This window comes from Paenisporosarcina indica (genome assembly GCF_001939075.1).
GTDB lineage: Bacteria > Bacillota > Bacilli > Bacillales_A > Planococcaceae > Paenisporosarcina > Paenisporosarcina indica.
Map to the genome: position 1 here is coordinate 1 of NZ_MPTA01000009.1, position 25,122 is coordinate 25,122.

Sequence of the window (25,122 nt, forward strand, 5' to 3'; positions counted from 1 at the left end):
ATGTGTCGTTCGCTCTTGCGACAACTTTTATATTATAACAAACTCTCAATTGCTTGTCAACAATTAAGTTTGCTATTTTGTTTTTGTTTACCGCCTGTTTTAGCGACTTGATTAATATACCACCATCTTGCAAAGCACACAAGCCTTTTTAAAATTAAAAGATTATTAAAATAATAAAGATGCTAATGACCTAAAAAAATGAAAAAGAAGTCGGTAACAAAACCCGACTTCTTTCTAATATCCATCACTTAATCACGGTGACGCATTTGTGGGAATAACAGTACATCGCGAATAGATGGTGAGTTCGTTAACAACATAATTAAACGATCAATTCCAATACCTAAACCACCCGTTGGTGGCATTCCGTATTCTAAAGCTTCAATGAAGTCCTCATCCATTTCATGTGCCTCATCATTACCCTCTTCTTTTTCAACAAGTTGTGCTTCAAAACGTTGACGTTGATCAATTGGGTCATTTAATTCCGTGAAAGCATTTGCATGTTCACGACGAACAATGAATAACTCAAAGCGATCTGTAAAGCGACCGTCTTCCGGGTTTTTCTTCGCTAATGGAGATATCTCTACAGGATGGCCATAAACGAATGTAGGTTGGACTAGTGTCTCTTCTACTTTTTGTTCAAAGAATTCATTTAGAATATGTCCCACTTCCATAGAAGGTTTTACGTCTATACCATGTTCTTTCGCTAAAGCATGCGCTTGTTCTTTCGTCATCTCTACCCAGAAGTCTACACCTGTTGCTTCTTTTACGGCATCTGCCATGTGTAGACGTTTCCAGCCTGGAGATAAATCAATTTCATCTTCACCGTACATTACTTTAGTCGTTCCAAGTACATCTTGTGCTACATGGGCAATAACGTTTTCCGTTAATGCCATGATGTCTCGGTAATCTGCATACGCTTCGTAAAGCTCAAGCATTGTAAATTCAGGGTTGTGTCGAGTCGAGATTCCTTCATTACGGAATACACGCCCGATTTCATATACCTTTTCTAGTCCACCAACGATTAATCGTTTCAAGTGTAGTTCGATGGCAATACGCATATACAATGTCATATCCAATGCATTGTGGTGGGTAATAAATGGACGTGCTGCCGCCCCACCTGCAATTGCATGCATAAGTGGCGTTTCCACTTCCAAGAAACCTTCACCATCTAAGTAACGGCGCATCGATTGGATGATGCGGCTACGTGTAATAAATGTATTTTTACTGTCTTCACTAGTAATTAAGTCTAAATAACGTTGACGGTAACGTTGTTCCACGTCTTTTAGTCCGTGGAATTTTTCCGGCATAGGACGAAGTGACTTTGTTAAGAACGTAAATTCAACCGCTTTAACTGAAAGCTCTCCTACTTGTGTACGGAACACATTGCCACGAACACCAACTATATCGCCTAAGTCAGCTGTATTAAATAAATGATACGCCTCTTCACCAATCGCATCTTTCCGAACATAGATTTGAATCTGTCCTTGGAAGTCTTGAAGGTGTGCGAAACCAGCTTTCCCTTTTCCGCGTTTTGTCATAATTCGTCCGGCGATTGTAACTTCACGAGGTTCTTCGTCCAGTTGTTCTTTTGTAAACTGATCGAATTCTCCACGAATGTCTTCAGACAAGTGCGTACGTTCAAAGCGTCCTCCAAATGGATCAAGTCCACTTTCACTTATTGATGTCATCTTTTGGCGTCTCACCAAAAGTTGATCGTTTAATTCATCTAAATGAGACATGTTTATTTCACTCCTTTTTCTTGTGATAGCTCCGTTAAGCCATTTAATGAAAAACCATGAAGGGTCTACCCTTCATAGTCAGCCACTCATAATGAACTAATTGTACACAATTTCACAAACGTCTTCACGTCTAATTCCACTTTTCGCACAAATCCACTGATATTTCTATAATTCTGAAAAATATCCTCTATATATAAAAGAGCTATCACCATAAGTGACAGCTCTTCATACACGTTTAGATTGCACTTGTTTCAAGTTCTTGAGATAACGACATATGCTCTTCTGCAAAATTATTAATGAATGCACGGAATTCTGTTGCGGATTCTGTTTGGTTAATCAAATTACGAGCTTTTCCGTTTCCACGGATGCCTTTTAAATACCATGAAGCATGTTTACGCATTTCACGAACAGCTACGTGTTCACCTTTAAGAGCAAGTAAGCGTTCAAAGTGAAGTAAGCATACATCCATTTTCTCACGAACAGATGGTTCTGGCTTCAATTCTCCAGACTCCAAGTATTCAACCGTGCGATAAATCATCCATGGATCACCCAGTGCTGCACGACCGATCATGACACCATCTACGCCCGTTTGCTCTAACATACGTTTCGCGTCTTGTGGTGTTTCCACGTCACCGTTTCCGATTACAGGAATGTTGACGTTCTCTTTCACTTGGCGAATGATATCCCAATCTGCATGACCTTCATACATTTGTACACGTGTACGTCCGTGAACTGCCACAGCTGATCCGCCTGCACGTTCTACTGCTTGTGCGTTCTGAACTGCATATAAATGGTCTAGATTCCAACCTGTACGCATTTTAACACTGACGGGTTTTTTAACGTTATCTACGACTGCTGCAACCATTTCGTAAATTTTTTCAGGATCGAGTAATAACTTCGCTCCCGCTTCACATTTAATAATTTTTGATACTGGACATCCCATGTTGATATCGATAATGTCTGCATTCGTATTTTGATCTACATATTTTGCAGCTTCCACAAGTGTTTCTTTGTCTCCACCAAAAATTTGTAATGACAACGGATTTTCTCTTTCATCGATGTACAACATGTTCAACGTTCTTTCATTTTTTTGCACGATACCTTTATCGCTGATCATCTCTGCATACACAAGACCTGCTCCAAACTCTTTTACCGTCAAACGGAATGCCGAGTTACAAATACCTGCCATAGGTGCTAAAACGACACGGTTGTCCATTACCTGGTTACCAATCTGAAAGGGCTTTTCACTTATTTTTGTCATTGTTTGTTCCTCCTTTCCTATGAATTCTTTTCACCCATTAACTCTTCTACCTGTATATGAAGCACGGATGCCATTATTTCTAGTTGTTCTCTAGTTGCCACTCGGGTTCCCCGCTCAATTTGTCCCAAAACTGATGTTGACATGCGAATTTCTTTTGCAAAGTCATCTTGCTTGATCATCTTTAACTTTCGGAACGCACGAATGCGTCGACCCCATCTATTGTTTTCCATACGTGAACGCCTTCTTTCTGCCCTTTTGCATAATCACTAAAAGGCACTCCCGTAACTGGATGTACTTGATCTGGTACTAATTCAATTAACGGTACGAGAACAAAACCTCGCTCATGCATACGTGGATGAGGGATTATTAGTTTCTCCAACACTATATTTTCGTCATTATAGAGCAAAATGTCAAGGTCTATGCACCTAGGTCCCCATCGGAATTCGCGAATACGCCCCAGAGATTGCTCGGTTTCCAAGCAAATTGAAAGGATTTTTTCAGAAGATAATTCACTCATGATTTCGACGACCATATTTAAAAAGGTTGCTTGCTCAGTGTATCCGACTGGATCGGTTTCATAAACGGATGATATCCGTGTGACTTCTACCCCTTCTTGATGACGCAACATCCGAACGGCATCTTGCAACATAGCAAAACGATCACCTACATTCGATCCTAGCGAAAGAAATGCTGTATTCATAAAAACTCGCCTCTTGTAATTTCAACAGCCACCGAACGATAATGACCCGGAATTGGGGGATCTGGTTTAATCACGATTACTTTACACCCTTTTACAAGCCCTGTAAATTTAGATAAGATTCCTGTAGCAATTCGCTCCGCCACTGTTTCCACCAATTTTGCAGGTTCCCCTTCAACAACTTTTTGACAAACAACAAAGGCTTCTCCATAGTTAACGGTTTTTTCTAGATCATCCGTCTGACCCGCTTCTTGCAAATCTACCGCCAATGAAAGTGTAACGCGGAATCTTTGTCCGAGTTTCGTTTCTTCAGCAAAAACTCCATGATAACCCCAGAATTCCATTTCATTAACATGAATATAATCCAAGCCATTCCCCTCCTTATTTCCCTGTATAAAGCCTTTTACCCGTTAATACATCCATCATTTCTACCGTACGCATGATTTCCTTCACATCGTGCACGCGCATCATATGACATCCATGCATAGCTCCAAAAGATACGGTTGCAGCTGTGCCTTCTTGTCGTTCGTTAACTGGCAAATTCAATATATTCCCAATCATTGTTTTCTTGGAAGTTGCTAGCAACACAGGATAACCCAACTCTACAAGATCTCGTAAATGCTGCATCATCCAAATGTTATGCTCAGTTGTTTTTCCAAAACCGATACCCGGATCTAACCATATGTGTTGAGAAGGCACGCCTGCATCTTTGGCAATTTGAACACTCTCTTCTAGATCCGCTTGTACATCTAGCCAAAAATCACTATACTCCGCCACATCACGGTTATGCATTAGGATGATCGGAACGCCTAATCGAGCCGCTACTTGTGCAATCTCCGGATCTCTTTTTGCACCCCAAATGTCATTGATAATATGGGCACCTGCTAAAACAGCCGCTTCAGCTACGCGTGCTTTATATGTATCGATAGAAATGGCAACACCCAGCTCTCGCACCAACGCTTCAATGACAGGGACAACTCGCATAATTTCTTCTTCTTCACTTACTGGGGCATGACCTGGTCGCGTTGATTCGCCACCCACATCGATGATTTTCGCACCATCCGCAACCATTTGTTTTGCATGGGTAATCGCTTCTTCAATCGCATCATAGCGCCCTCCGTCAGAAAAGGAGTCTGGGGTGATATTTAATATGCCCATAACAATCGTTTCTTTTTGAAAATCATAGATTGTTCCATTCACTTCAAATGGTGTGGTGTAATGTTTTAAATTCAATCTGTTCACTCCTGGCGTTGTTTTTCCGCTTGTTCAACATAGCGTTTATGTAAAGTCGAATATATTCTACCATCTGTACCTGCATAAAGTGATGATTCCAGTTGTTTGATGGGCACCAGTTCTTGAACCGCATTAGTTACAAACACTTCCTCTGCCTGCTCGATTATTCCAGGTTCATATAAACCTTCATTCACACGTATCCCTAAAATGGCTGCTTCACGTATCACCCAATCCCGTGTTGTACCTGCTAGGCTACCCGTTTCAAGCGACGGAGTATATAATTCACCTTCACTCACCCAAAAGATGTTAGATGTAATCCCTTCTGCGACATGCCCATCTCTAGTCAAAAAGAAGCCTTCAAGTTCAGCTAGTGATGATAATTCTAATCGTGCACGTACGTTGTTGGCATAATGATGTGATTTGTGACGTGTTGCACTTTCTGGTGTATTGCGCCGCGTTTCCAACCACACCGCTGATTTTTCTTTCCCACGTGTTAATGGAGGTAATGGTTTCCTGAAAATGATAATAGTTGGTTTCTCGTAAACAGAGGGTGCCAACCCAATGTCATGTGCACCCGCCGATATGTTTAAACGAAAATACCCATCATATCCATCACTTCGCTCATTTAATTCGCGAACAATCGCAGAAATGTCCAATACCTTTAAATCAACATGTAAATGAAACTCATCGAGCGCCTTCTGTAAACGATTTAAATGGTCAGTGAACAAAAATATTTTCCCACCATATGTCCGAAATGTTTCAAAAAAACCTAACCCATATAAAAAGCCATGGTCAAATGGCGATATGCGGAGTTCATCTGCTTTTATGTAGTCTCCATCCATCCAAGCCCACATTAAGCTTTTTGTTCCTTTGCAGAATGGCAGTAAGTCTGAATAAAATTACGAAGTAACTTTTTACCCTCTTCAGTCATGATCGACTCTGGATGATATTGAACTCCTTCAATGGCATACTCCCGATGACGAAGCCCCATGATTTCTCCTTCGGCAGTCCAAGATGTCACTTCCAAACATGCTGGCAGGGATTCTTTTTCCACAATCAACGAATGATAGCGAGTGGCTTGGAATGGGTTTGGCATCCCGCTATTCACCCCTTTTCCATCATGGTGAACCGGTGACGTTTTGCCATGCATTAAACGTTCAGCACGGATAACGTTCCCACCGAATGCTTGTCCAATCGATTGGTGGCCCAGACATACACCGAAAATCGGAATTTTGCCAGCAAAATGGGCAATGACTTCTAAGCTAATTCCGGCATCATTCGGCGTACACGGACCAGGAGAGACAACAATCATTTCAGGACGTAAGGATTCAATATCTTCCATAGTTAATTCATCGTTTCTTTTCACGAGTAGCTCTTCTCCAAGCTCACCAAAGTATTGAACTAAGTTATACGTGAACGAATCATAATTATCAATCATCAATATCATACTCTGCCCAGTCCTTCCGCCATTGCTTTTGCTTGCCACAACGCTTTTGCTTTATTTAACGACTCAATATACTCGTTTTCCGGAATGGAATCAATGACAATTCCAGCCCCCGCTTGTATATGCGCCACACCGTCTTGCACAAAAGCCGTACGGATCACAATATTGAATTCTAAATCACCTGTGTAACCTAGCCATCCGATTGATCCTGTGTATAAACCCCTTCTTACCGGCTCTAGTTCTTCTATGATCTCCATCGTACGAATTTTCGGAGCACCTGTAATAGTGCCTCCCGGGAATACTGCACGAATGACCTCGGCATTTGACGTATTTTCCGCAAGTGTGCCCCTAACGTTTGAGACAATATGCATCACATGCGAATACTTTTCGATAACCATAAACTCATTCACATCAACTGAACCGTAGGCGGACACACGACCCAGGTCATTGCGTTCTAAATCAACAAGCATCACGTGTTCTGCACGTTCTTTTTCATTATCAATCAATTCCTTTGCAAGTCGTTCATCTTCTGCTTCATCTTTCCCACGAGGTCGGGTCCCTGCAATTGGACGAGTTGATAATTCATCCCCTTTTTTCTTCACCAATAGTTCTGGCGATCCTGAAACCACCACAAACTCCGGTGACTGAATATAGGACATATACGGAGAAGGATTAAACGAACGCAGCGCTTCGTAGTAAACCATCGGCGATACAGAAAGTGCTTTCGATTGACGTACCGACAAATTCACTTGGAACACATCACCTTGGCTAATGTAAGATTGGACTCGTGATACAGATTTTTCAAAAGACGGTCCCGTCATTGAGACATAAAGCTCCGCATCATCTTCCGGTACTTCAGTTCCAATACCTGGCGAAAAAACCCGTGACGCTAAACCTTTCGTTGCCGCGTGTTGCCATTTTTCAGTTTCCGCTCGTAAATCAACTTCCACGTTCGATAGATGCATAATGTGAACAGTTTCTTTTTCAATATCTAATACCGCCCATTGATCGAGCAAGTAGAAGAACAAGTCTGGAATATGTAAATCATCTTCAGTGTCATTTGGCAGTGTTTCTATTTGACGTGCATAGTCATACGTAATGAAACCGGCTGCTCCACCTTGAAAGTCTGGTAAATCATCAATATGTTGGAATTGAAATTCCGCTACCAATTGTTCGAGTAAATATAGTGCTTCACCATGGCGTTCCTCCACAGTTCCATTGCGCCATTCAATGTGGAGTCCACCTTCAATTGACCGTACGATTGCTAACGGATTCCAACCAGCTACGCTAAACTGTCCCCCACGGCCGCTTTCCATCAAAATATGGTGCGCTTTATGTTTTGTTAACTCTTTATAAGCATAGTAAAATTCGTCTTTATTCAACGAAATGGTAGTTGTATGTAATTGACACTCACTCATGTTCGGTCTCCCCCAGTTAAAACAAGTATTGCTCTCATCTTATCGTGAATGACATCCCGAAAGCCACAAAAAAAAGAGAACGTCTCCGTCCTCTCTTCATCTCTTATTGTTAATCTTCAAATTGATAAAGTGGTGTACTTAAGTAACGTTCTCCATTTGATGGGAGAATAGCTAAAACCTTTTTGCCTGTTCCCAGTCGACGCGCTACCTCAAGTGCGGCAAATACCGCCGCCCCCGAGGAGACACCACCTAAGATTCCTTCTTCACGGGCCATTCTACGTGCTGTGTCATATGACTCCTCAGTTGAAACTTGAATAATGCTGTCGTAAACTTCGGTGTTCAACGTTTCTGGAACAAACCCTGCACCGATTCCTTGAATTTTATGTGGACCTGGTTTACCACCCGATAAAATTGCCGAGTCTTTTGGCTCAACTGCTATAATTTCAATACCTGGGAAGTTCTTTTTCAACACTTCACCAGCACCTGTAATTGTTCCTCCGGTACCAATACCTGACACGAAAGCGTCTAGTTGATCCATCGCCTCTACTATCTCAGGTCCAGTTGTTAAACGATGTACTTCGGGATTTGCTAAATTGTTGAATTGCTGTGGCATAAACCAACTATTTTGTTCAGCAAGTTCCGATGCTTTGGCAATTGCACCCTTCATCCCATCGGGTCCTGGTGTTAACACGACCTCCGCACCATATGCACGTAATAGATTACGACGTTCCAAACTCATCGTTTCAGGCATAACAAGAACCGATTTGTACCCTTTGGCTGCTGCGATCATCGCTAAACCAATACCTGTATTACCACTGGTAGGTTCAATAATGGTATCGCCTGGTTGTAGTTTTCCGTCAAGCTCAGCTGCTTCAACCATCGAAAGAGCGATACGGTCCTTTACGCTACTACTTGGATTGAAGAATTCTAATTTCAAATAAACCTCTGCATCTTCAGGTCCCGTTAACCGGTTTAATTTTACAATAGGGGTTTTCCCCACTAAATCTGCTACTGAATTTCCAACACGTGACATATACTCACTCCTAATCCCTAGTAGTTCAATTGGTATTTATACCCTTTATCCTACCAATTTTTCTGATTTTTCGCAAACAAAAAGCAATCTCCTGAACAAATCAGTAGATTGCTAAGTATAACGTTATTATATGGTACTTCCCCTATTTCTATGTCTAGCTCCAAGCGCCAGCTCGAACCTAAGCTTCAGACCCTCATGCGAAAGCAGGCTTTCGAATCGGTTCTTCCAGCACCGGTGTCGAGCTAGAGTGGCACTTTCCGCTTTTCGGTGTCATTCACCATAAAACCATTCGGTGTCAAATTCCTTCCAAAATACTTCTGGGGAAACCGATTGTGGAAGTTGTTCTAAGGCTAATTCGCGCCTAATATGATCCTTCACGTCTTTATACGAAAACGATTGTCCTTCGGCAATATCTTGTGCATAAACAATGCCATAACGACCATCTGAAAGTTCGAATGGGCTACTCCATTGTTCCGCTTTTAAATCACTAGCCGCTTCCACAATGGCAGCGTCCACGTTTTCTTGCCCTTTTGAAATAAATCCAATATCTCCTCCGAGACTCGCGGATGAAACATCTACCGATCGTTCACGAGCTAGTACGTCAAAAGAAGAACCGCCTTCAAGTTCATTCATCGTTTCCTTTGCTTCTGATTCTGACTGTAAAACTATTAAACTAGTACGATAAGTGGTTGGGATATTATATAATGCTTGATTCTTTTCATAAAACGTTTGGATTTGTTCATCTTCAACAACCACATCTTTTGTTAAGACTTTATCTAAGATGAGTTGTGCACGCATTTTTTGACGTTGCATATCTCTATTCAACGACTGAACTTGTGTTTCGGTATTGTCTTGAGCGGAACGAATTAACGCAAGTTCCAAATCGATTTCTTGATCAGAAATGTCAATTTCATATTTCTCGGCAGCTGTTTCCATCACTTTTGAATTCACTAGTTCAAGCAACGTATCTCTACCGTACTGCTCTTCCATCGCGACCATCCATTCTTCTCGGGTGATTTTTTCTCCGGCAACAGATGCCACCTCTTCACTACTACCAGACGCTCCGCCGTTTGGAATCATCCATGCAATGAACCACAGTAAATTACCGAGTAGTAAAATGCTCAGTACGATAAGAACTGGTTTTGTTTTCAATCTCTTCTGAGTGAACCGATGATCGTTATGACTTGATTTCATTGATAAATGATTCCAAATCTTCTTGTGAGAAATGGTACTTCTCCATACAGAAATGACATTGAGCTTCAGCTTGGCCTTCATCATCAATGATTTCCTGAATTTCAGCTTCACCTAATCCTAAAATAGCTGTACCAAAACGCTCTTTTGAACAGTTACAGTCAAACGATACTGACATTTTATCAAGAACTTGTACATTTTCCGCACCTAATACTTCTTGTAATAGTTCTTCCGGCGATAAACCTTTCGCTATTAGTTTAGAGACCGGTTCCATTTCACTTAGTTTTGATTCAATGACAGAAATCGTATCATCTTCTATTCCAGGCATTAACTGAATGATAAATCCACCAGCTGCCAAAATTGTGTTATCTGGATTTACGAGCACCCCTAACCCCACAGATGAAGGCACTTGTTCAGAAGCTACAAAATAGTAGGTAAAGTCTTCCCCTAATTCACCTGAAACAATAGGTACAGAACCTGTAAAGAAATCGCGCATCCCCAGATCTTTTACAATCGTCAAAAGTCCGTCCGTTCCAACCGCACGACGTACATCGAGTTTCCCGTGCTCGTTTAGATCAAAATGAGTATGAGGATGAGAAACGTATCCACGTACTTCTCCTTTTGAGTTACTATCAACAATTATTGCCCCAATTGGGCCTTTCCCTTCAACCTTGACTGTGATTTTGTCATCACCTTTTAACATGGCACCCATCATTACCCCCGCCGTCATAGAACGACCGAGTGCAGCAGACGCAGTGGGCCATGTATCGTGGCGTTGTTGTGCTTCTCCCACAGTTTCCGTTGTACGGACAGAGAAAGCACGTACTTTTCCATCAAATGCTAATGCTCTTACTAAATAATCAGACATTATTATTCCTCTTTTCTCATTGGTTACGTTCGTATATTAAGTGAAGTCCCTTTAATGTTAAATAGGGATCAATATTATCAATCACTGTCGTTTCCTTAGCGATTAAGCTAGCCATCCCACCAGTCGCGATGACGGTCGGTTGTAGTTTACTTTGTGCTTTCATGCGGGACACAATACCTTCAACTTGCCCGACATAGCCATAAACAATACCAGCTTGCATCGCTGAAATCGTATTTTTCCCCACAACATTTTCCGGTTGGGTTAGTTCAATACGCGGCAATTTGGATGCTCGTGCAAAAAGAGCATCGGTTGAAATACCGATACCTGGCGCAATTGCACCACCCATATAATCACCTTTTTCGTTTACATAGCAATACGTGGTGGCTGTACCGAAATCAACAATGATGAGCGGTGGTCCATATACATCGATTGCCGCTACCGCATTAACAATGCGATCCGCTCCAACTTCCCGTGGATTTTCATATTTAATATTCAATCCTGTTTTGACTCCCGGACCAACTACGAGCGGCTTTATACCAAAGTATTTTTGGCACATCCGCTCTAACGAAAACATAATCGGCGGGACTACGGATGAAATGATAATTCCATCTATCTGTTTAAACTCAATTTCCGCGTGATTAAATAAAGCTTTTACTTGCATCCCATATTCATCTTCTGTTTTATAGGGATCCGTTTCTAGGCGCCAGTGATGAATGAGTTCGTCATTATGATAAACACCCAGCACAATATTCGTGTTTCCTGTATCTAAAACAAGTATCATCGCTATACCTCACTAGTCCATGAATGTCATATTAACCGTCGGAGTCAAGGCGATCTTTCAGCCTGTTCCAAATTTCGTAGAGTCCGATCTCACTTGGCACTTTACGCTTTTCTAGAAGACATCATACCATATCTAGACGTACATAAAAAAGCTGGTTGACTTCCCAAAAGGAAGATCAATCAGCTTTTTTGTTTGTTTCTTTATTTACGTTCTTCTTTAATGTCATATGAAGGTTCTTTTGTCTCTTCTTCCTTCGGTAAATCACCAGTTGATGGATCATTCGGTGCACCCGTAACATCCGGTGTAACATTGTCAGTAGTTGGTTTTTCCAACAAGACCGCTTCTTCTTTCGCTGCTTCAGTCAAACGCACCGGTAAAGTACCATGCTCTTTCAAGTGCATAATTTGACCGGCATCCAACGTTTCCACCTCTAGGAGTGTGTTTGCAATCAATTCAAGCAACTCGCGTTTTTCCGTCAAAATCTCTTTTGTACGGGCATACTGCTCTTTGATCATGCTTTGCATTTCTTGGTCAATCTCGTAGGCGATCGCATCCGAATAATTTTGTTCAGAGTTGAAGTCACGTCCTAAGAAGACGTTACCTCCTTGCGCTTGACCGAACTGCATCGGTCCAAGTTTATCACTCATTCCATATTCAGTGACCATGCTTCGTGCAATGCTAGTAGCACGTTGGAAGTCATTGTGAGCACCTGTTGATACTTCGCCGAAAACGATATCTTCAGCTACACGTCCACCAAGTAATCCGGAAATCTTATCAAGTAATTCTGGTTTGGTCATGAAATAACGATCTTCTTTTGGCAACATCACGGCATAACCGCCTGCCTGACCACGAGGAACGATTGTTACTTTATGAACAATTTCTGCGTCATCTAATGTTAAGCCAATGACCACGTGTCCTGCTTCATGGAAGGCAACAATATTACGTTCTTTTGCGGATATGACTTTACCCGTTTTCGCAGGTCCCGCAATTACACGGTCCGTTGCTTCATCGATATCAGACATATCAATTTTCTTCTTGTCACGACGTGCAGCAACTAAAGCTGCTTCGTTTAAAAGATTTTCTAAATCTGCTCCAGAGAACCCTGGTGTGCGTTGTGCAACTGCTTTTAAATCAACATGTTCATCCAAAGGTTTATTGCGAGCGTGTACTTCAAGTACCGCTTCACGACCTTTTACGTCTGGGCGACCAACCGTGATTTGACGGTCAAAACGACCTGGACGAAGAAGTGCTGGATCTAGAATATCTGGTCGGTTCGTTGCAGCAATGATAATAATTCCTTCATTTGCTCCGAAACCGTCCATTTCTACTAGCAATTGGTTTAAGGTTTGTTCGCGCTCATCGTGCCCTCCACCAAGGCCTGCTCCACGTTGACGACCAACTGCATCAATTTCATCGATAAAGATGATACATGGTGCATTTTTCTTTGCATTTTCGAAAAGGTCACGCACACGAGATGCACCAACCCCTACAAACATTTCAACAAAGTCAGAACCACTGATTGAGAAGAAAGGTACGCCCGCTTCTCCTGCTACCGCACGAGCAAGCAATGTTTTACCAGTACCTGGAGGTCCAACAAGCAGAATCCCTTTAGGTATACGAGCACCAATTGCATCGAATTTGCGAGGATCTTTTAAGAACTCTACCACTTCTACCAGTTCTTGTTTCTCTTCGTCCGCACCCGCTACGTCATTAAAGCGTACTTTTTTCTTTTCGTTATCGTATAACTTCGCTTTACTCTTACCGAAGTTCATCACACGATTCCCGCCACCTTGAGCTTGGTTCAACAAGAAGAAGAACAAGATGAAGATGATGATGAATGGAATTAGACCAGTGAAGAACTGAACCCATCCGCTTGTTTCTGGTGCTTTTAAAACAGCGACATTATTTGTTTTCGCTGCTTCATCAATTAAGCTTAAGAGACCTTGGTTATTTTGAGGAATCATCGTGACGAACTCTTCGTCTTTTTTATAATTCTCCATTTTCCCTCGAACTTCATAAACCAATTGATCTGGTTGCATAGAAAATTCTTTCACTTCTCCACTTTCTAATGCAGTAATAAACTCGCCATAATCGATTTCTTTGGTTGGGTCTTTCCCGCTATTAAACGTACCAAAAATTCCGATGATCACGAGGAAAATTAATAAATAAAATATGGTGTATCGAAATATTCGATTCATCCCAAGCCTCCTCACAAAATATACAGAAAAACTAAAGATAATCTTATCATACGTACAAAAAAGGGTACAACGATAAGCCTTGCTTTTTATCCCAAAATCTTTAATTCATGGCAAAAGAGTGATCACTCTTTTAGAACGAGTAAACTTCCTTCTTCAAAACGCCTACATACGGCAAGTTACGGTATTTTTCCATGTAATCTAAACCATACCCTACCACAAATGCATCAGGTACTTCGAACCCTACATAATCCGCTTTTAAATCCACTTTACGTCCAGTAGGTTTGTCTAGAAGTGTCACAACCTTAATCGATTTTGCTTTACGATATTTAAAAAGGTCCACCAAATAGCTTAGTGTTAGGCCACTGTCGATAATATCTTCAAGAATAAGAACATCACGACCTTCAACACTTGTGTTTAAATCCTTGACGATTTTTACCTCACCTGATGATACGGTTGCGTTGCCATAGCTCGATACATCCATGAAATCAATCTCCATGTATACATCCATGCGTTTCATAAGATCGGCCATGAATGGCATTGCACCTTTAAGTACACCAATTGCAAGTGGAAACTTATCGTTGTAATCAGCTGTCAACCTTTCTCCTAGTTCACGGATTTTGTCTTGGAGTTGTTCTTCAGAGATCAACACTTCTTGAATATCTTTTTCTAACATATGGGTTCCTCCTCGAGCTTAGACGCTCTCTTTTTCAATAATCAACTTATGCGTCCAACCTTCATGTGGTTGTTTGGTAAAACGTGAACCTAGGCGTAAGCCTAGCACAGCAATGATTTCCTCTTGTTGTGTTTCGAGCAATTGAATCGAATCACGTGTATGTAGAGGTACTTTTTCGTCAATCAAAAGGCGTGACAATCGTTTAGGTTCATTCATGCCTTTTAACAACAGTCGATCTCCGGGTTTTCTTCCTCGTACTTGGATGGGTAACTCAAATTCTTCAAGCGTAATATACCATCCTTCAGCATCACTTACCGAATCCTCCCGATCACATACTTTTATCCGCAGGTTCGACTCAATCAATTTCCATTCTCCCACAATAAGCATTATTGGAAAGATTGGATGTTTTGAGACCTCTTCTTCAAATGAAAAATGCATAATTGAGTATTGGCGGATCACTTTCCCACCTTTCGGAAGATGAATCTCGTTCGAACCTTTGTGTTCAAAACATTGGTTATGAATTTGATCAACTAGTGAATGACTCAACCACAAATTTTCATGTGGGTATAGATAGTTTAATAGTAGTAGAATGACCCTTTTTTGTAAAGCAGGCTCAATATCTTGAAATTGTTGCAAATCAATTGATAATGAATGATGGCTAATGTCTTTGATAATTTTCTTATATTCTTTCGCGGCAAGCTTTTGCAACAACAACTCATCTTGTTGTTGTTGCGACACCCATTGAAGGATGACTGATGCCACATTTGAATTTTCTTCTTGAAGTAGCGGCACAATATGATGGCGAAAACGGTTGCGCATGTATGCATCTTTTTGATTACTTGAATCCTCACGATATGTATGGTGTTGTTTATTCAAATAATGTTCAACTTGTTTACGAGTGACTGATAAAAAAGGGCGAATTAACTCCCCACTTCCAAAGTTTCGTTTTGACAACATACCGTTAGCTCTCGTCCCTCTTGTTAATCCCATGTAAACGGACTCCACTTGATCATCCGCATGGTGGGCTACCACCAATTTGTTATACCCAGACTGCTGCATCACTTGCATAAAAAAACTGTACCGTTCACGTCTACATATATCCTGCAAGTTCCCTTTTTCATGTTCTAAAATGTCTCGAATAGGTAAGGTTTTGGTATAAAACGGAATGTCCCAATCTTGACATAGCATTTCTACAAAACGTTCATCATCATCCGATTCTTTTCCTCTTAGTCCGTGATTTGCGTGGATACAGCCCAATTCTATCCCAAATTTATCTTTTTCTTGTTGTAAAAAAGTGAGGAGCGCAACTGAATCTGCGCCCCCAGAACATGCGACAAGAAGTCGATCCTCGTCGCTTATCAAATTGTGTTTTTGAATAAACGTCATTATTTGTGTATAAAACCCCAACTTCTTGGCACCTCCTTATCCTTCATTTATTTTAACATTCTTTCACGGGAAACATTTCGATTAGATGGTGAAAATAATGACCATTCTGGTACAGCGTGTCTTACCTTCACAACAATTAGTGTTCGATCGTCTTCTGCTGCTGGATATTTGCGACTAAATTCAGCGGCTAATAAATCGGCAAGTGAGCCGGTAGGTGTTGCTTCATACTTTCTCATAAGTCGAATCAATTCATTTTCTTGTTCTTCTAATGAATACTCTGGTGAGAACATCCCATCTGATAGCATCACTAAGGTATCCCCATCTTTTACAATTCGTTCCTCTGCATCTACTGACATCGTTGGCAAGAATCCAATTGGTACACTATGACTATCGATTTTCACACAATCTTTTCCTCTCAGTAAATATGTGGACATGCTCCCCGCTTTAAACGACCAAAGTTTTCCTTGTTGTAAATCAAGTAATGCCAAGTCTACGGTTGCATACATATCTGAGTGATGTTTAAGTGACATCACATAATGGAGGGTGTGCATTGCTGTTTCAGGATTCATTTGATGTTGTAAGCATTCGCGTAACAAACGAATGACTTTTCTACTCTCATGATACGCTTCTACGTTTTGCCCCATTCCATCAGATAATATGAATGCTACCAATCCACTATGCAAAGGGATTACACTATGAGCATCCCCTGAATAAACTGTATTTTGATAGGACCTTGTAAATACACCGTAATCAAACGTAAATCTAACAGCCGATTGGAATGTAATTTGAAGATGAGCAAATGGATCTTGAATTTCAGAAGTACGACTAATTTCGAAAGGCTCATCATATAATTCATGAAGAATCGGGATAATAAGTCGCTCTCCAATCATTTGATTCGTTTCCCATTCCGCTTGTTTGACAGGCAAACAGCAAACAATTTTTCTTGCCCCCGGTTCTTCCGAAAGCATATCGATTTGAAAGTGTGCGATTTTCGCATCGTCTAGACGTCTTGAAATTTTCTCTTCTTCCGACTCATGATTTGTTTCATTCAATTGTAAATCTGACATGAGCTCACTAACATGTTGACTCATATCGCGTAGTTGATACGCCAGCATTTTTTTACCGTGAGCATAATGCCCTGCCAATTTATTATTTGCATATTCTTCTTCAAGAGCATCGATTAAACCACTGGAACGTACACACTTTTCTTGTATTCGGTCATTCAATCGATAACGAACACCTGACTTTGTATGACCACGCATGTCTTTCCATTCATCAATAATTGGATGCATCCCTTGACCTTCAGCACCCCAACATTTTTCTTGTCTAAAACAAGTTCCACAAACGGAGTAACTTGGTGTTTGATTGGTTGAAGCAATTTCTTTTTGTGTAGGAAAACGATCATTCACTAGTTGTGTAATAAATTCTACAAACTGTTGAAAGTCGGACAATTGTGTATTCACTTTATCCGTTAACCATTGTTGTCTTTTAAAAAGAACGGATGATTGTTTCGGGAAAAATTGGTTTTGTGCATACATAACCCATGACTTCGGCACCAAGAAGAAAATCATCGCCGCACATGCTAATGAAGCAAAGTACACTTTATCTAGCGGTAAAGTTGCGTCATACACCGTAAAGAATATAGCAGCGCCAAAAGAACCGATGGACATCCAGATACGGCCTTTATTCTGAAACAACCCTGCACATAAACCCGTTAATGCATAAACGGCAATCATGCCGCTAAAAGATAATTGAGACAAACTTAGAATGGTACCCATAATTGTGGCAACCGCTGTTCCAACAAATAAGCCCCCTACACTAACTGCTCCAAAGAGCACGAGATGGACCAGTACCAGTGGCATCGAGATGAGTCCAAATAACAAACCACCCATACCCGTTAACATTAAAGCGCTTACCATTACAGCTGCCCCGATTCGCTCAAACGTCCATTTTGCTGTTGTTAATGCATGCATTGGAACAAATATTTGGAATAAAAACACCGTCATAATGGCTGACAAAATACTTTCGTACAAGACCAATAGAGAAACCGCCAAAGGAATTTCTCCGCTATAAGATATCCATTGCCAACCAACTTGGACGAGCAGGATGACCATCGCCACCTGTAATGGAATAAACTTTTTATTTTTCAGAAAGTGGCTGATTGCTTGATAACCTCCCACTTGCAATACATGGAGGAGGGTTTGTCCGATTCCAAGGGTTAAGCTCCCACTGAGACCACCAACCCAAACAAGCGGTAAGTAACGCGGGTACCTCCTTGCTACAATAGCCCAAATGGGGAGAAAAAATGGAACAGCCGCTTCAAATAACACAGCTTTTGATAAGAAGAATGCAAAAAATAAAATGAGTACCGATAAGGTGATCCTTAACTTTTTCTTTTTTACTAAGAGCGCCCAACGGCTCCAAACGGGTATTTTCTTCACACTATCAGTTGTCCACGATTTCATGAAACCAATCCCTTCCCATGCGATGTTTTTTATTATAGGAGAGAGTTGGTTTGAAGTTTGTCTATTCATGACAGCACTTCCAAAAAACATTTCGACGAAATATCAGAAGAAACGTGATAAATTATGAAAAGACCTATTGACACTCGATATGTTCGATTGTATTATTATAAATGTTCTTAACAACGGCGGCCTAGCTCAGCTGGCTAGAGCGTACGGTTCATACCCGTGAGGTCGGGGGTTCGATCCCCTCGGCCGCCATAATAGTACGCCAAAAGTGTCAACGGAAATTCCCGCTGACACTTTTTTTCACGGCCCCTTGGTCAAGCGGTTAAGACACCGCCCTTTCACGGCGGTAACACGGGTTCGAATCCCGTAGGGGTCATCATCAGTAAAGCGGAAAGTACCATTCTAGCCTGGATGTCAGAAAGACGAAACTTTCCTTTCTGACTCCTAGAATGTGCCCGCAGGCTGGCGCTCGGAGCTAGACATAGAGAAATGTAAAAACCAGCAAGAGCTTAGTGCCTTGCTGTTTTTTTGTTTATCTACCAAATTAATTTATACAAAAAATCTCACTATCTACCGCGCACACTCTCAATTTGTCGTTTATGATGTTCGTCGTGTTCAGAAAAGTCGGAAAAATATTCCTTAATCGACAAAGTATGTTTGCCAATTTGAAATTCATTGCCCCATTCACCGTCATCTATTTCTTCAAGTTTTTGGATAAGACGTTGACGTTCCCTTTTCGCGTAAGCAACGGTTTCTTTAAATGTCTGTTTAGCAGCACGTGTTGCAGCTTTTTTATTAAATTCTTCGAACTCTGGGGATTTTTCAAGTGTAGCACCTTCCTTCATATAGGGAAGACGATCTTCAAATGTAAAACGATCCCACTCAGCTAAATGCATGATGATTTCATTTGGAGACCACTTTCCTGGTTGATATGGGGTTGTTGCACTTTCTTCGGATAATGAAGATAGCGTATCCAACCAATTTACATATTCCAATTGTTTAGCTACTATTTCTTGTTTCCTCATATACATCTCTCCTTTCCAGAATTTACTTCTCCTTATTTGTTTAAAAATCCTTTAACGAAACAATTAAATTGTTTAAAACAAGAGAGTGCATTTTTCTTTATTTTTTGAAAAACAAAAAACACCCTTGCCAATTAGCAAGGGTGTTGTATAAAACACTTTTTCTACGATTAAAACAGCCAGCAAATTATCCTCGTTTCGCGCCACGACCGCCGCGTTTCGATTCAGTTGCACGTTTTAAAGTGGACAAACGATCTTCACTATCTTTTAAGAAACGTGCCATTTTTTGCTCAAAGTTTTCTTTGAACGGTGCTCTATCGTTTTGACGACTATTTTGGCGTGGTCGTTGAGGACGTTCTGGTCTCTCAGCTTGAGGCTTGGCTTTGCGGATTGATAAGCCAATTTTGCCGTCTGCTTCCACATTCATCACTTTTACTTCAACCATATCTCCAACTTTCAAATGCTCGTTGATGTCTTTCACATAATTATCAGCTACTTCACTGATATGAACAAGACCTGTTGAGCCACCTGGTAGTTCGACGAATGCTCCGAAATTTGTGATTCCTGTTACTTTACCTTCTACCTTGCTGCCTACTTCAATTGACATAAAAAAAATGCTCCTCCTTAAAAATTAAGCGGCTCCTTTAGAGCCTAGTAATCGTAATAGCGGACCCAAATATTACAGGTCTTCAATCTTAATTATAGCCAACAAAAAAAGAGTGTCAACAAGACTACTCTTTAGAATCATTGTTTTTTTCATTATTTCCTTCATTTTCTGGTATGGCGAATATGATTTCACCGTCTTCTGAAAGGAAGTATTCTTTTCTTGCCAGTTTCGCTATATACTCGTCATCGTTTAATTTAAGGATCTGTGAATTCAACATTTCTTGTTCATCCTGCACTTGTTCTAAGGTAATGAGTGCTTTCTCTTTTCTCTCTTCTTTTGCAGCCAATGCTTGAGATTGGTTAAGCATGGTAACGGTTAGCCATCCCATGACCGCAACTACAATGACAGAGAAAACAGTTAAGCGTCTAAACAGGCGAACTTTATGTGCTTTTTGACGTTTTTCTTGGCGTTCAACCGAGCGTACATAGTCCTTATTAATAGATGAAACATTACGACTCTCTTCACTACTCCGATTATTATCACCCAAGTTGTTCACTCCCAGCCATAATTTGTCAACTGTATTGTAGTTGATATTATAACTGAAAACTCAAGTTTTTTTAAGGGGCTTTCGGGGTATTTTGGGTATTTTTTTAGCAATTTTTTGAGTTACTTTTATAAATGGCCACATAAGGACCAAGAAAATATTCACTATGATACGGAAAATTTGACGAAGTATGGAAAAAACCAATTTTATTATCCACCATATAGGAAATACGACTATTCGAAAAAACACATGCCGTCCTGCTAACATGGGTCTACGAAACCATAGTTCGTAAAGAATGATTCCTACAACTTGAGCACACGGATCATATATGCGCCAAGACCCATCTCTTAAATAAAATAATAAGTAGAAACTCGCAAATCCGAGAATCAACCATAATAAAATTTCAAAGAAGCCTTGGTAACGTCTGAGGAAAGCTCGTGGACGAAGCGCTCGGCAACCGTCACGGAAACTTTCAACTAAAAAGCCTGTGGCCACGCCACTTGCAATCATGGCCAGCAGACTTAAAAATTGATAAGAGATTGTCATCCAAACAATTTATGCAGGAAGTTTTTGCTTTGGTCACGTTCTTCTTCATCGTATTGGAACGTGCGTACATGACCTTCAAGTGTAAGTAACCCTTTGTCCACATCTAAATGAACAATGCGTAAATCATCACCTTTGATGCTTAGATGTCCTTGTGATGTCAATACTGCAAACTCTTCCTGGTCAAAACGTTCGATCGATTTAACGGATGTTAGATCCATACGCTTTCGATTACGTAAACTGATTACGTGATCTCCAGATGGAATGGTGATAGATGAATGCTCAGCTTGATATTGCATAAAATTCCTCCTTTACTTGTCCAGTCCACTTACTATATGCAAGCAAATAAAAAAGCATGACCAAATTTTGGCCATGCTTTTTATTTAGCTATGTAAAATGATACTGTCGTTTATCGTACATTTGCGATTGCGGCTTACTCCTGCGCAAGCTTGATGCAGAAAAGCTGTGCTAAGCGCAAATGCACTCTTTTGTATTTGTTCAACATCTACAGCATTCTTTAACAGAGCCTTTTATTTAATCTTCATCATCAATAAATTCCGGATCAACTTTTTCAAGCCGTTCTTCCTTCAATATCGTATACATCATGGTCGATTCTTCTTTTTTAACTGCATCTTTTAGCATTTCAATACGTGCTGTCACCATTTTTTGACCGAAACGAATGGCTAATTCATCTCCTACTTTGACGACCGAACTTGCTTTACTCACCTTATTGTTAACTGTAATACGCCCTTGATCGGCTACTTCCTTCGCAAGTGTACGTCTTTTAATTAAACGTGATACTTTTAGAAATTTATCTAGTCTCATTTCCTTCACTCCCTATTCTTTTTTTGGCTTGTTGCCAAAATGTCTCTAGTTCTTCTAAAGAATAAGCATTAAACTCACCCTTATCTTGTGTCACACTGTCTTCCACGTAGAGGAAGCGATTTCTAAACTTTTGATTGGCATGGACCATAGCTTCTTCAGGTGAAAGTCCGTAAAAACGAGCTACGTTGACAATTGTAAAGAGCACATCACCTAATTCATCGAGTTGCGACGATACTGTACCATTCGTGATTTCTTCTTTGAATTCCTGCCACTCTTCTTCAAACTTAACCCATGCACCTTCTGCATTTGGCCAGTCGAATCCGACTTTGGCAGCCGCTTTTTGGTAGTTAAACGAAGTCAAAAGGGACGAATCTGTACGCTCTTGTCCATCCAATACACGCTTCATTTGATTCCCTTTTTCAACCGATTTTATTTGTTGCCAATTGCGCACTACATCCTCTGTGTTTTCAACTGAAACATCACCAAACACATGCGGATGTCTTCGAATCATTTTGGAAGACACACTTTCCAGCACGTCTTCCAAGCTAAAGTAACCATCATCTTCCCCGATTTGAGCATGAAGGAATACCTGGAGTAAAACGTCTCCTAGTTCTTCTATCATTCCTTCATCATCTTGTTCGGATACCGCTTGTAACAATTCATGCACTTCTTCTATTAAGTATTTCTTTAAACTGTCATGTGTTTGCTCGCGATCCCAAGGGCATCCATCAGGTGCACGTAGTTTGGCAACAATCGCTCTAAATGTCGACCATTCTTTCAAGCGAGTCTCTTGCGAAATCGCCGGTGGTACATAAATCGTGGTTAAATTATTGACCACAGTTTCACGATCTAGTTCGTATAGAGGAACCGTTCGCAATAACTCCTCATTAGAGCCGGCTGCTGTGACAATCGTTACCGGGTAGTTGTCTGGATACTTTTCCATTAACGTTAATTTTACATCCGAGGCACTGTACGCATCATAAACTTGTGCAATTAACACGTGTAGAGACATCTGTATATCGTCTCTTTTGAACATCGTTCCATCCAACAATTGAAACCCTTCAATTGGATCAATACGTAACGCATTAAAAATAGGATCCAAAAAACTTTGCCCGCCTACGATTTCAAGTTTGATACGCCCTTCTTTTTCAGCTTCTACTAGCCACTGCACGGTTTGCTCAGCAACTAGTGGATGGCCAGGAACTGCATAGAACAAAGGTCCATTTTCAGCTAGAGTAATTAATGTCTCCACAATCTCTTTATAAACCGCTTCAAAAGTATCATGTTTTTCATAAAGAGTATCAAAACTCTCATATGAAATGCCTTCTGTACTTAACTCTTGTAAAACTGGATGTTCAGCAGTGCGTACATATAGTCTTTCCGCTTTAAGCAACGTTCTATATACACCTAGGGGCAATTGTTCTAAATCTCCCGCTCCTAAGCCTAGTACTGTAATTGTATTCATCAGCGTCACCTCTTTCTTTGGTCCTTATGTAACCACAATTGAACCATCGCCATTCTTCGTCCTAACGGTAACAAAAACCATTCCTTTTCGGCAATGATTCGGCTCTTTGCAATATAAAGTAAAAACACCATTGCACCCAAAAAGACACTTGATAGTGCGGTAAACATGGCACTTAAACGACTTGAAAATCCATCAAATAACCAATTATCCGCTAACAGCTCCCATGCAATCACAACCACAATCATTAACGTAGAGGCAATGATTAAATGCGTATAAAATCTTGGTTTAGCAAATCGAATTTTCCAGATTGAATGTACATATAAGTATAAACTTATGGCAATGAAGGCAAAACCTACGTTACTTGCGATAGCAGCCCCCATTATTCCGTACATTGGTAATAACCACATATTACATATCCATTTCAATATGAGCCCACTAACTAATACGACGGCCGGAAAAATCACTTTCCCTAATCCTTGCAATAAGGAGGTCATGGTTAATATTAACGATAGCCAAAAAATTTGAATGCAAAACACCATTAAAGTACCCGATAAATCTCGCGTTTCAAACAACATTTCATTGATTGGCGGCAAAACCAGAATAAGTCCAAGCGTTGCAGCTGTTCCAAAAAGAAAGGCAATGCGAAACGTCAATTGTGCATATGGAATGGCATTTCTTCCGGACTTTTTTTGAGTTGTATGGGCAATCAATGGCACGAGGGAAAGGGACAAAGTCGAAGCGATTAATATCCCCATTTGAACTAGGGGGAGCCCCCGATCATACGTCCCTTTAGTTTCCATCGCCGTTAATCTGTCTAGCCCAGATGCTGCTAGACTACTAAACACGGTAAACGAATCAATTAATTGAAAAAACAATAGAATCAATGAACTCATACTGACACTTAAACTAATGATGGTTAAGTCCTTAACGATGGGGCCAATCGCAATGGCTTTTGTAGATTTCCTGAAAAATCCGATTGAATTTTTTCTATTAATAAATAGAAATAGCAGGACAATGCCGGCAATTTCTCCAATAATGGCACCAAACAGAGCCGTACTGCCCGCAGCATACAAAGAGGCTCCTGTTTTTACGACGATAAATGTTCCGACTAATATGACGGTCACACGTACCGCTTGCTCTACAACTTGTCCATACGCCACTGGTTCCATTCGACCTTCCGCTTGAAAGGATCCTTTCAGTAACGCAATCACCGGCATTAACAACACTACAAATGACCCCGTGCGTAATAGTTGTGCAAGTTCAGCATCTCCCATCCACCCAGCCAGCAATTCCGCTCCCATGAATAATAGTGTGAAACTGGCAATCGAGACGATGCTTAAATAGATAAACGCGATTCGTAATATGGTCGATCTCTTATCGGCTTGAGACTGCTCGAAACTATCTGCCAAAAGTTTCGAAATAGCGACCGCAAATCCATAGGATGTCCAAACGGTCAGTACCCCTATAAATGGATACACTTGTTGGTATATGTAAAACCCTTGATCTCCGACAATGTTTTGAAAAGGGATTCGGTAAACTGCACTGAGTGCTTTGACGATTAAGGCGGCAATCGTTAACAAAACTGCACCTTTCATGAATTTCTGCATCGTCCATTTATTATTCATAGTGGTTCCTCATTCCAAAAAAGCAATGGTCTAATTATAACATGAAAAAAACGTCTTCCTATTTGATTAAGAAGACGTATTTCTCTATTCAGTTGTTC

The 25,122-nt window shown here is 40.7% G+C and carries 25 protein-coding genes and 2 tRNA genes; 2 read left to right on the forward strand and 25 right to left on the reverse strand.

All coding sequences use genetic code 11. The features are described 5' to 3' along the window. Nucleotides 1-248: 248 nt before the first annotated feature. The 17 genes from lysS to GY23_RS16710 form a co-directional block, all read right to left on the reverse strand. Complete coding sequence (gene lysS / locus GY23_RS16630) at nucleotides 249-1,739, reverse strand: lysine--tRNA ligase (protein WP_075620313.1); 1,491 nt, start codon at nucleotides 1,737-1,739, stop codon at nucleotides 249-251. Nucleotides 1,740-1,974: 235 nt separating this feature from the next. Next, nucleotides 1,975-3,000: a tRNA dihydrouridine synthase DusB gene (dusB, locus tag GY23_RS16635; RefSeq protein ID WP_075620314.1), complete on the reverse strand. Its 1,026-nt coding sequence runs from the start codon at nucleotides 2,998-3,000 to the stop codon at nucleotides 1,975-1,977. Nucleotides 3,001-3,017: 17 nt separating this feature from the next. Continuing rightward, nucleotides 3,018-3,230, reverse strand: a complete 213-nt coding sequence (locus GY23_RS16640) for a helix-turn-helix domain-containing protein (protein WP_075620315.1) — start codon at nucleotides 3,228-3,230, stop codon at nucleotides 3,018-3,020. Then, on the reverse strand, nucleotides 3,182-3,700 hold the full coding sequence (gene folK / locus GY23_RS16645) for a 2-amino-4-hydroxy-6-hydroxymethyldihydropteridine diphosphokinase (protein ID WP_075620316.1): 519 nt from the start codon (nucleotides 3,698-3,700) through the stop codon (nucleotides 3,182-3,184). The genes GY23_RS16640 and folK overlap by 49 nt, the downstream gene beginning before the upstream one ends. Further along, complete coding sequence (folB, locus tag GY23_RS16650) at nucleotides 3,697-4,065, reverse strand: dihydroneopterin aldolase (RefSeq protein ID WP_075620317.1); 369 nt, start codon at nucleotides 4,063-4,065, stop codon at nucleotides 3,697-3,699. Before folB ends, folK begins: the two co-directional genes overlap by 4 nt. A gap of 13 nt (nucleotides 4,066-4,078) precedes the next feature. Further along, the gene (gene folP, locus GY23_RS16655; RefSeq protein ID WP_075620318.1) at nucleotides 4,079-4,930 is read right to left on the reverse strand and encodes a dihydropteroate synthase; all 852 of its coding nucleotides are present in this window, start codon (nucleotides 4,928-4,930) and stop codon (nucleotides 4,079-4,081) included. Between the two features lie 5 nt (nucleotides 4,931-4,935). Further along, complete coding sequence (gene pabC / locus GY23_RS16660; RefSeq protein ID WP_075620319.1) at nucleotides 4,936-5,784, reverse strand: aminodeoxychorismate lyase; 849 nt, start codon at nucleotides 5,782-5,784, stop codon at nucleotides 4,936-4,938. Next, nucleotides 5,784-6,377, reverse strand: a complete 594-nt coding sequence (gene pabA, locus GY23_RS16665) for an aminodeoxychorismate/anthranilate synthase component II (protein ID WP_075620320.1) — start codon at nucleotides 6,375-6,377, stop codon at nucleotides 5,784-5,786. Before pabA ends, pabC begins: the two co-directional genes overlap by 1 nt. Further along, nucleotides 6,374-7,792 carry an anthranilate synthase component I family protein gene (locus tag GY23_RS16670; RefSeq protein ID WP_075620321.1) on the reverse strand — a complete coding sequence of 473 codons (1,419 nt, stop codon included), beginning with the start codon at nucleotides 7,790-7,792 and terminating at the stop codon, nucleotides 6,374-6,376. Before GY23_RS16670 ends, pabA begins: the two co-directional genes overlap by 4 nt. Before the next feature lie 109 nt (nucleotides 7,793-7,901). Further along, the gene (cysK, locus tag GY23_RS16675; protein ID WP_075620322.1) at nucleotides 7,902-8,825 is read right to left on the reverse strand and encodes a cysteine synthase A; all 924 of its coding nucleotides are present in this window, start codon (nucleotides 8,823-8,825) and stop codon (nucleotides 7,902-7,904) included. A gap of 270 nt (nucleotides 8,826-9,095) precedes the next feature. Beyond that, on the reverse strand, nucleotides 9,096-10,019 hold the full coding sequence (locus tag GY23_RS16680; RefSeq protein WP_075620323.1) for a peptidyl-prolyl cis-trans isomerase: 924 nt from the start codon (nucleotides 10,017-10,019) through the stop codon (nucleotides 9,096-9,098). Then, a complete protein-coding gene (hslO, locus tag GY23_RS16685; protein WP_075620324.1) occupies nucleotides 10,003-10,884 on the reverse strand; it encodes an Hsp33 family molecular chaperone HslO in 882 nt (293 codons plus the stop codon). Before hslO ends, GY23_RS16680 begins: the two co-directional genes overlap by 17 nt. A gap of 16 nt (nucleotides 10,885-10,900) precedes the next feature. After that, complete coding sequence (locus tag GY23_RS16690) at nucleotides 10,901-11,665, reverse strand: type III pantothenate kinase (protein WP_075620325.1); 765 nt, start codon at nucleotides 11,663-11,665, stop codon at nucleotides 10,901-10,903. Between the two features lie 200 nt (nucleotides 11,666-11,865). Beyond that, a complete protein-coding gene (ftsH, locus tag GY23_RS16695) occupies nucleotides 11,866-13,863 on the reverse strand; it encodes an ATP-dependent zinc metalloprotease FtsH (RefSeq protein ID WP_075620326.1) in 1,998 nt (665 codons plus the stop codon). Nucleotides 13,864-13,993: 130 nt separating this feature from the next. Beyond that, nucleotides 13,994-14,536 carry a hypoxanthine phosphoribosyltransferase gene (hpt, locus tag GY23_RS16700; protein ID WP_075620327.1) on the reverse strand — a complete coding sequence of 181 codons (543 nt, stop codon included), beginning with the start codon at nucleotides 14,534-14,536 and terminating at the stop codon, nucleotides 13,994-13,996. An 18-nt stretch (nucleotides 14,537-14,554) separates the two neighbouring features. Next, the gene (gene tilS / locus GY23_RS16705) at nucleotides 14,555-15,943 is read right to left on the reverse strand and encodes a tRNA lysidine(34) synthetase TilS (protein ID WP_075620328.1); all 1,389 of its coding nucleotides are present in this window, start codon (nucleotides 15,941-15,943) and stop codon (nucleotides 14,555-14,557) included. A 26-nt stretch (nucleotides 15,944-15,969) separates the two neighbouring features. Continuing rightward, on the reverse strand, nucleotides 15,970-18,456 hold the full coding sequence (locus GY23_RS16710) for a SpoIIE family protein phosphatase (protein ID WP_245827692.1): 2,487 nt from the start codon (nucleotides 18,454-18,456) through the stop codon (nucleotides 15,970-15,972). Between the two features lie 115 nt (nucleotides 18,457-18,571). Between GY23_RS16710 and GY23_RS16715 the strand changes: the two genes are divergently transcribed. Beyond that, nucleotides 18,572-18,645, forward strand: a tRNA-Met gene (locus tag GY23_RS16715). Between the two features lie 52 nt (nucleotides 18,646-18,697). Then, nucleotides 18,698-18,769, forward strand: a tRNA-Glu gene (locus tag GY23_RS16720). Between the two features lie 190 nt (nucleotides 18,770-18,959). Here the strand turns inward: GY23_RS16720 and GY23_RS16725 are convergent. The 8 genes from GY23_RS16725 to GY23_RS16760 form a co-directional block, all read right to left on the reverse strand. Further along, nucleotides 18,960-19,418 (reverse strand): DinB family protein, encoded by a 459-nt coding sequence (locus GY23_RS16725; RefSeq protein WP_075620329.1) that lies wholly within the window; start codon nucleotides 19,416-19,418, stop codon nucleotides 18,960-18,962. A 184-nt stretch (nucleotides 19,419-19,602) separates the two neighbouring features. After that, entirely contained in the window at nucleotides 19,603-20,022 is a 420-nt protein-coding gene (locus GY23_RS16730) for a S1 domain-containing RNA-binding protein (protein WP_075620330.1), read from the reverse strand. 124 nt (nucleotides 20,023-20,146) lie between these two features. Further along, nucleotides 20,147-20,569 carry an FtsB family cell division protein gene (locus GY23_RS16735; RefSeq protein ID WP_075620331.1) on the reverse strand — a complete coding sequence of 141 codons (423 nt, stop codon included), beginning with the start codon at nucleotides 20,567-20,569 and terminating at the stop codon, nucleotides 20,147-20,149. A gap of 60 nt (nucleotides 20,570-20,629) precedes the next feature. After that, nucleotides 20,630-21,112, reverse strand: a complete 483-nt coding sequence (gene yabQ / locus GY23_RS16740) for a spore cortex biosynthesis protein YabQ (protein ID WP_342742426.1) — start codon at nucleotides 21,110-21,112, stop codon at nucleotides 20,630-20,632. Continuing rightward, on the reverse strand, nucleotides 21,109-21,408 hold the full coding sequence (gene yabP, locus GY23_RS16745) for a sporulation protein YabP (protein ID WP_075620333.1): 300 nt from the start codon (nucleotides 21,406-21,408) through the stop codon (nucleotides 21,109-21,111). Before yabP ends, yabQ begins: the two co-directional genes overlap by 4 nt. Nucleotides 21,409-21,643: 235 nt before the next feature. Then, entirely contained in the window at nucleotides 21,644-21,934 is a 291-nt protein-coding gene (locus GY23_RS16750) for an RNA-binding S4 domain-containing protein (RefSeq protein WP_075620334.1), read from the reverse strand. Next, nucleotides 21,921-23,399, reverse strand: coding sequence for a bifunctional methyltransferase/pyrophosphohydrolase YabN (yabN, locus tag GY23_RS16755; RefSeq protein WP_075620335.1), 1,479 nt, complete (start codon nucleotides 23,397-23,399; stop codon nucleotides 21,921-21,923). Before yabN ends, GY23_RS16750 begins: the two co-directional genes overlap by 14 nt. A 5-nt stretch (nucleotides 23,400-23,404) precedes the next feature. Then, nucleotides 23,405-25,024, reverse strand: a complete 1,620-nt coding sequence (locus tag GY23_RS16760; protein WP_075620336.1) for a putative polysaccharide biosynthesis protein — start codon at nucleotides 25,022-25,024, stop codon at nucleotides 23,405-23,407. Nucleotides 25,025-25,122 lie beyond the last annotated feature (98 nt).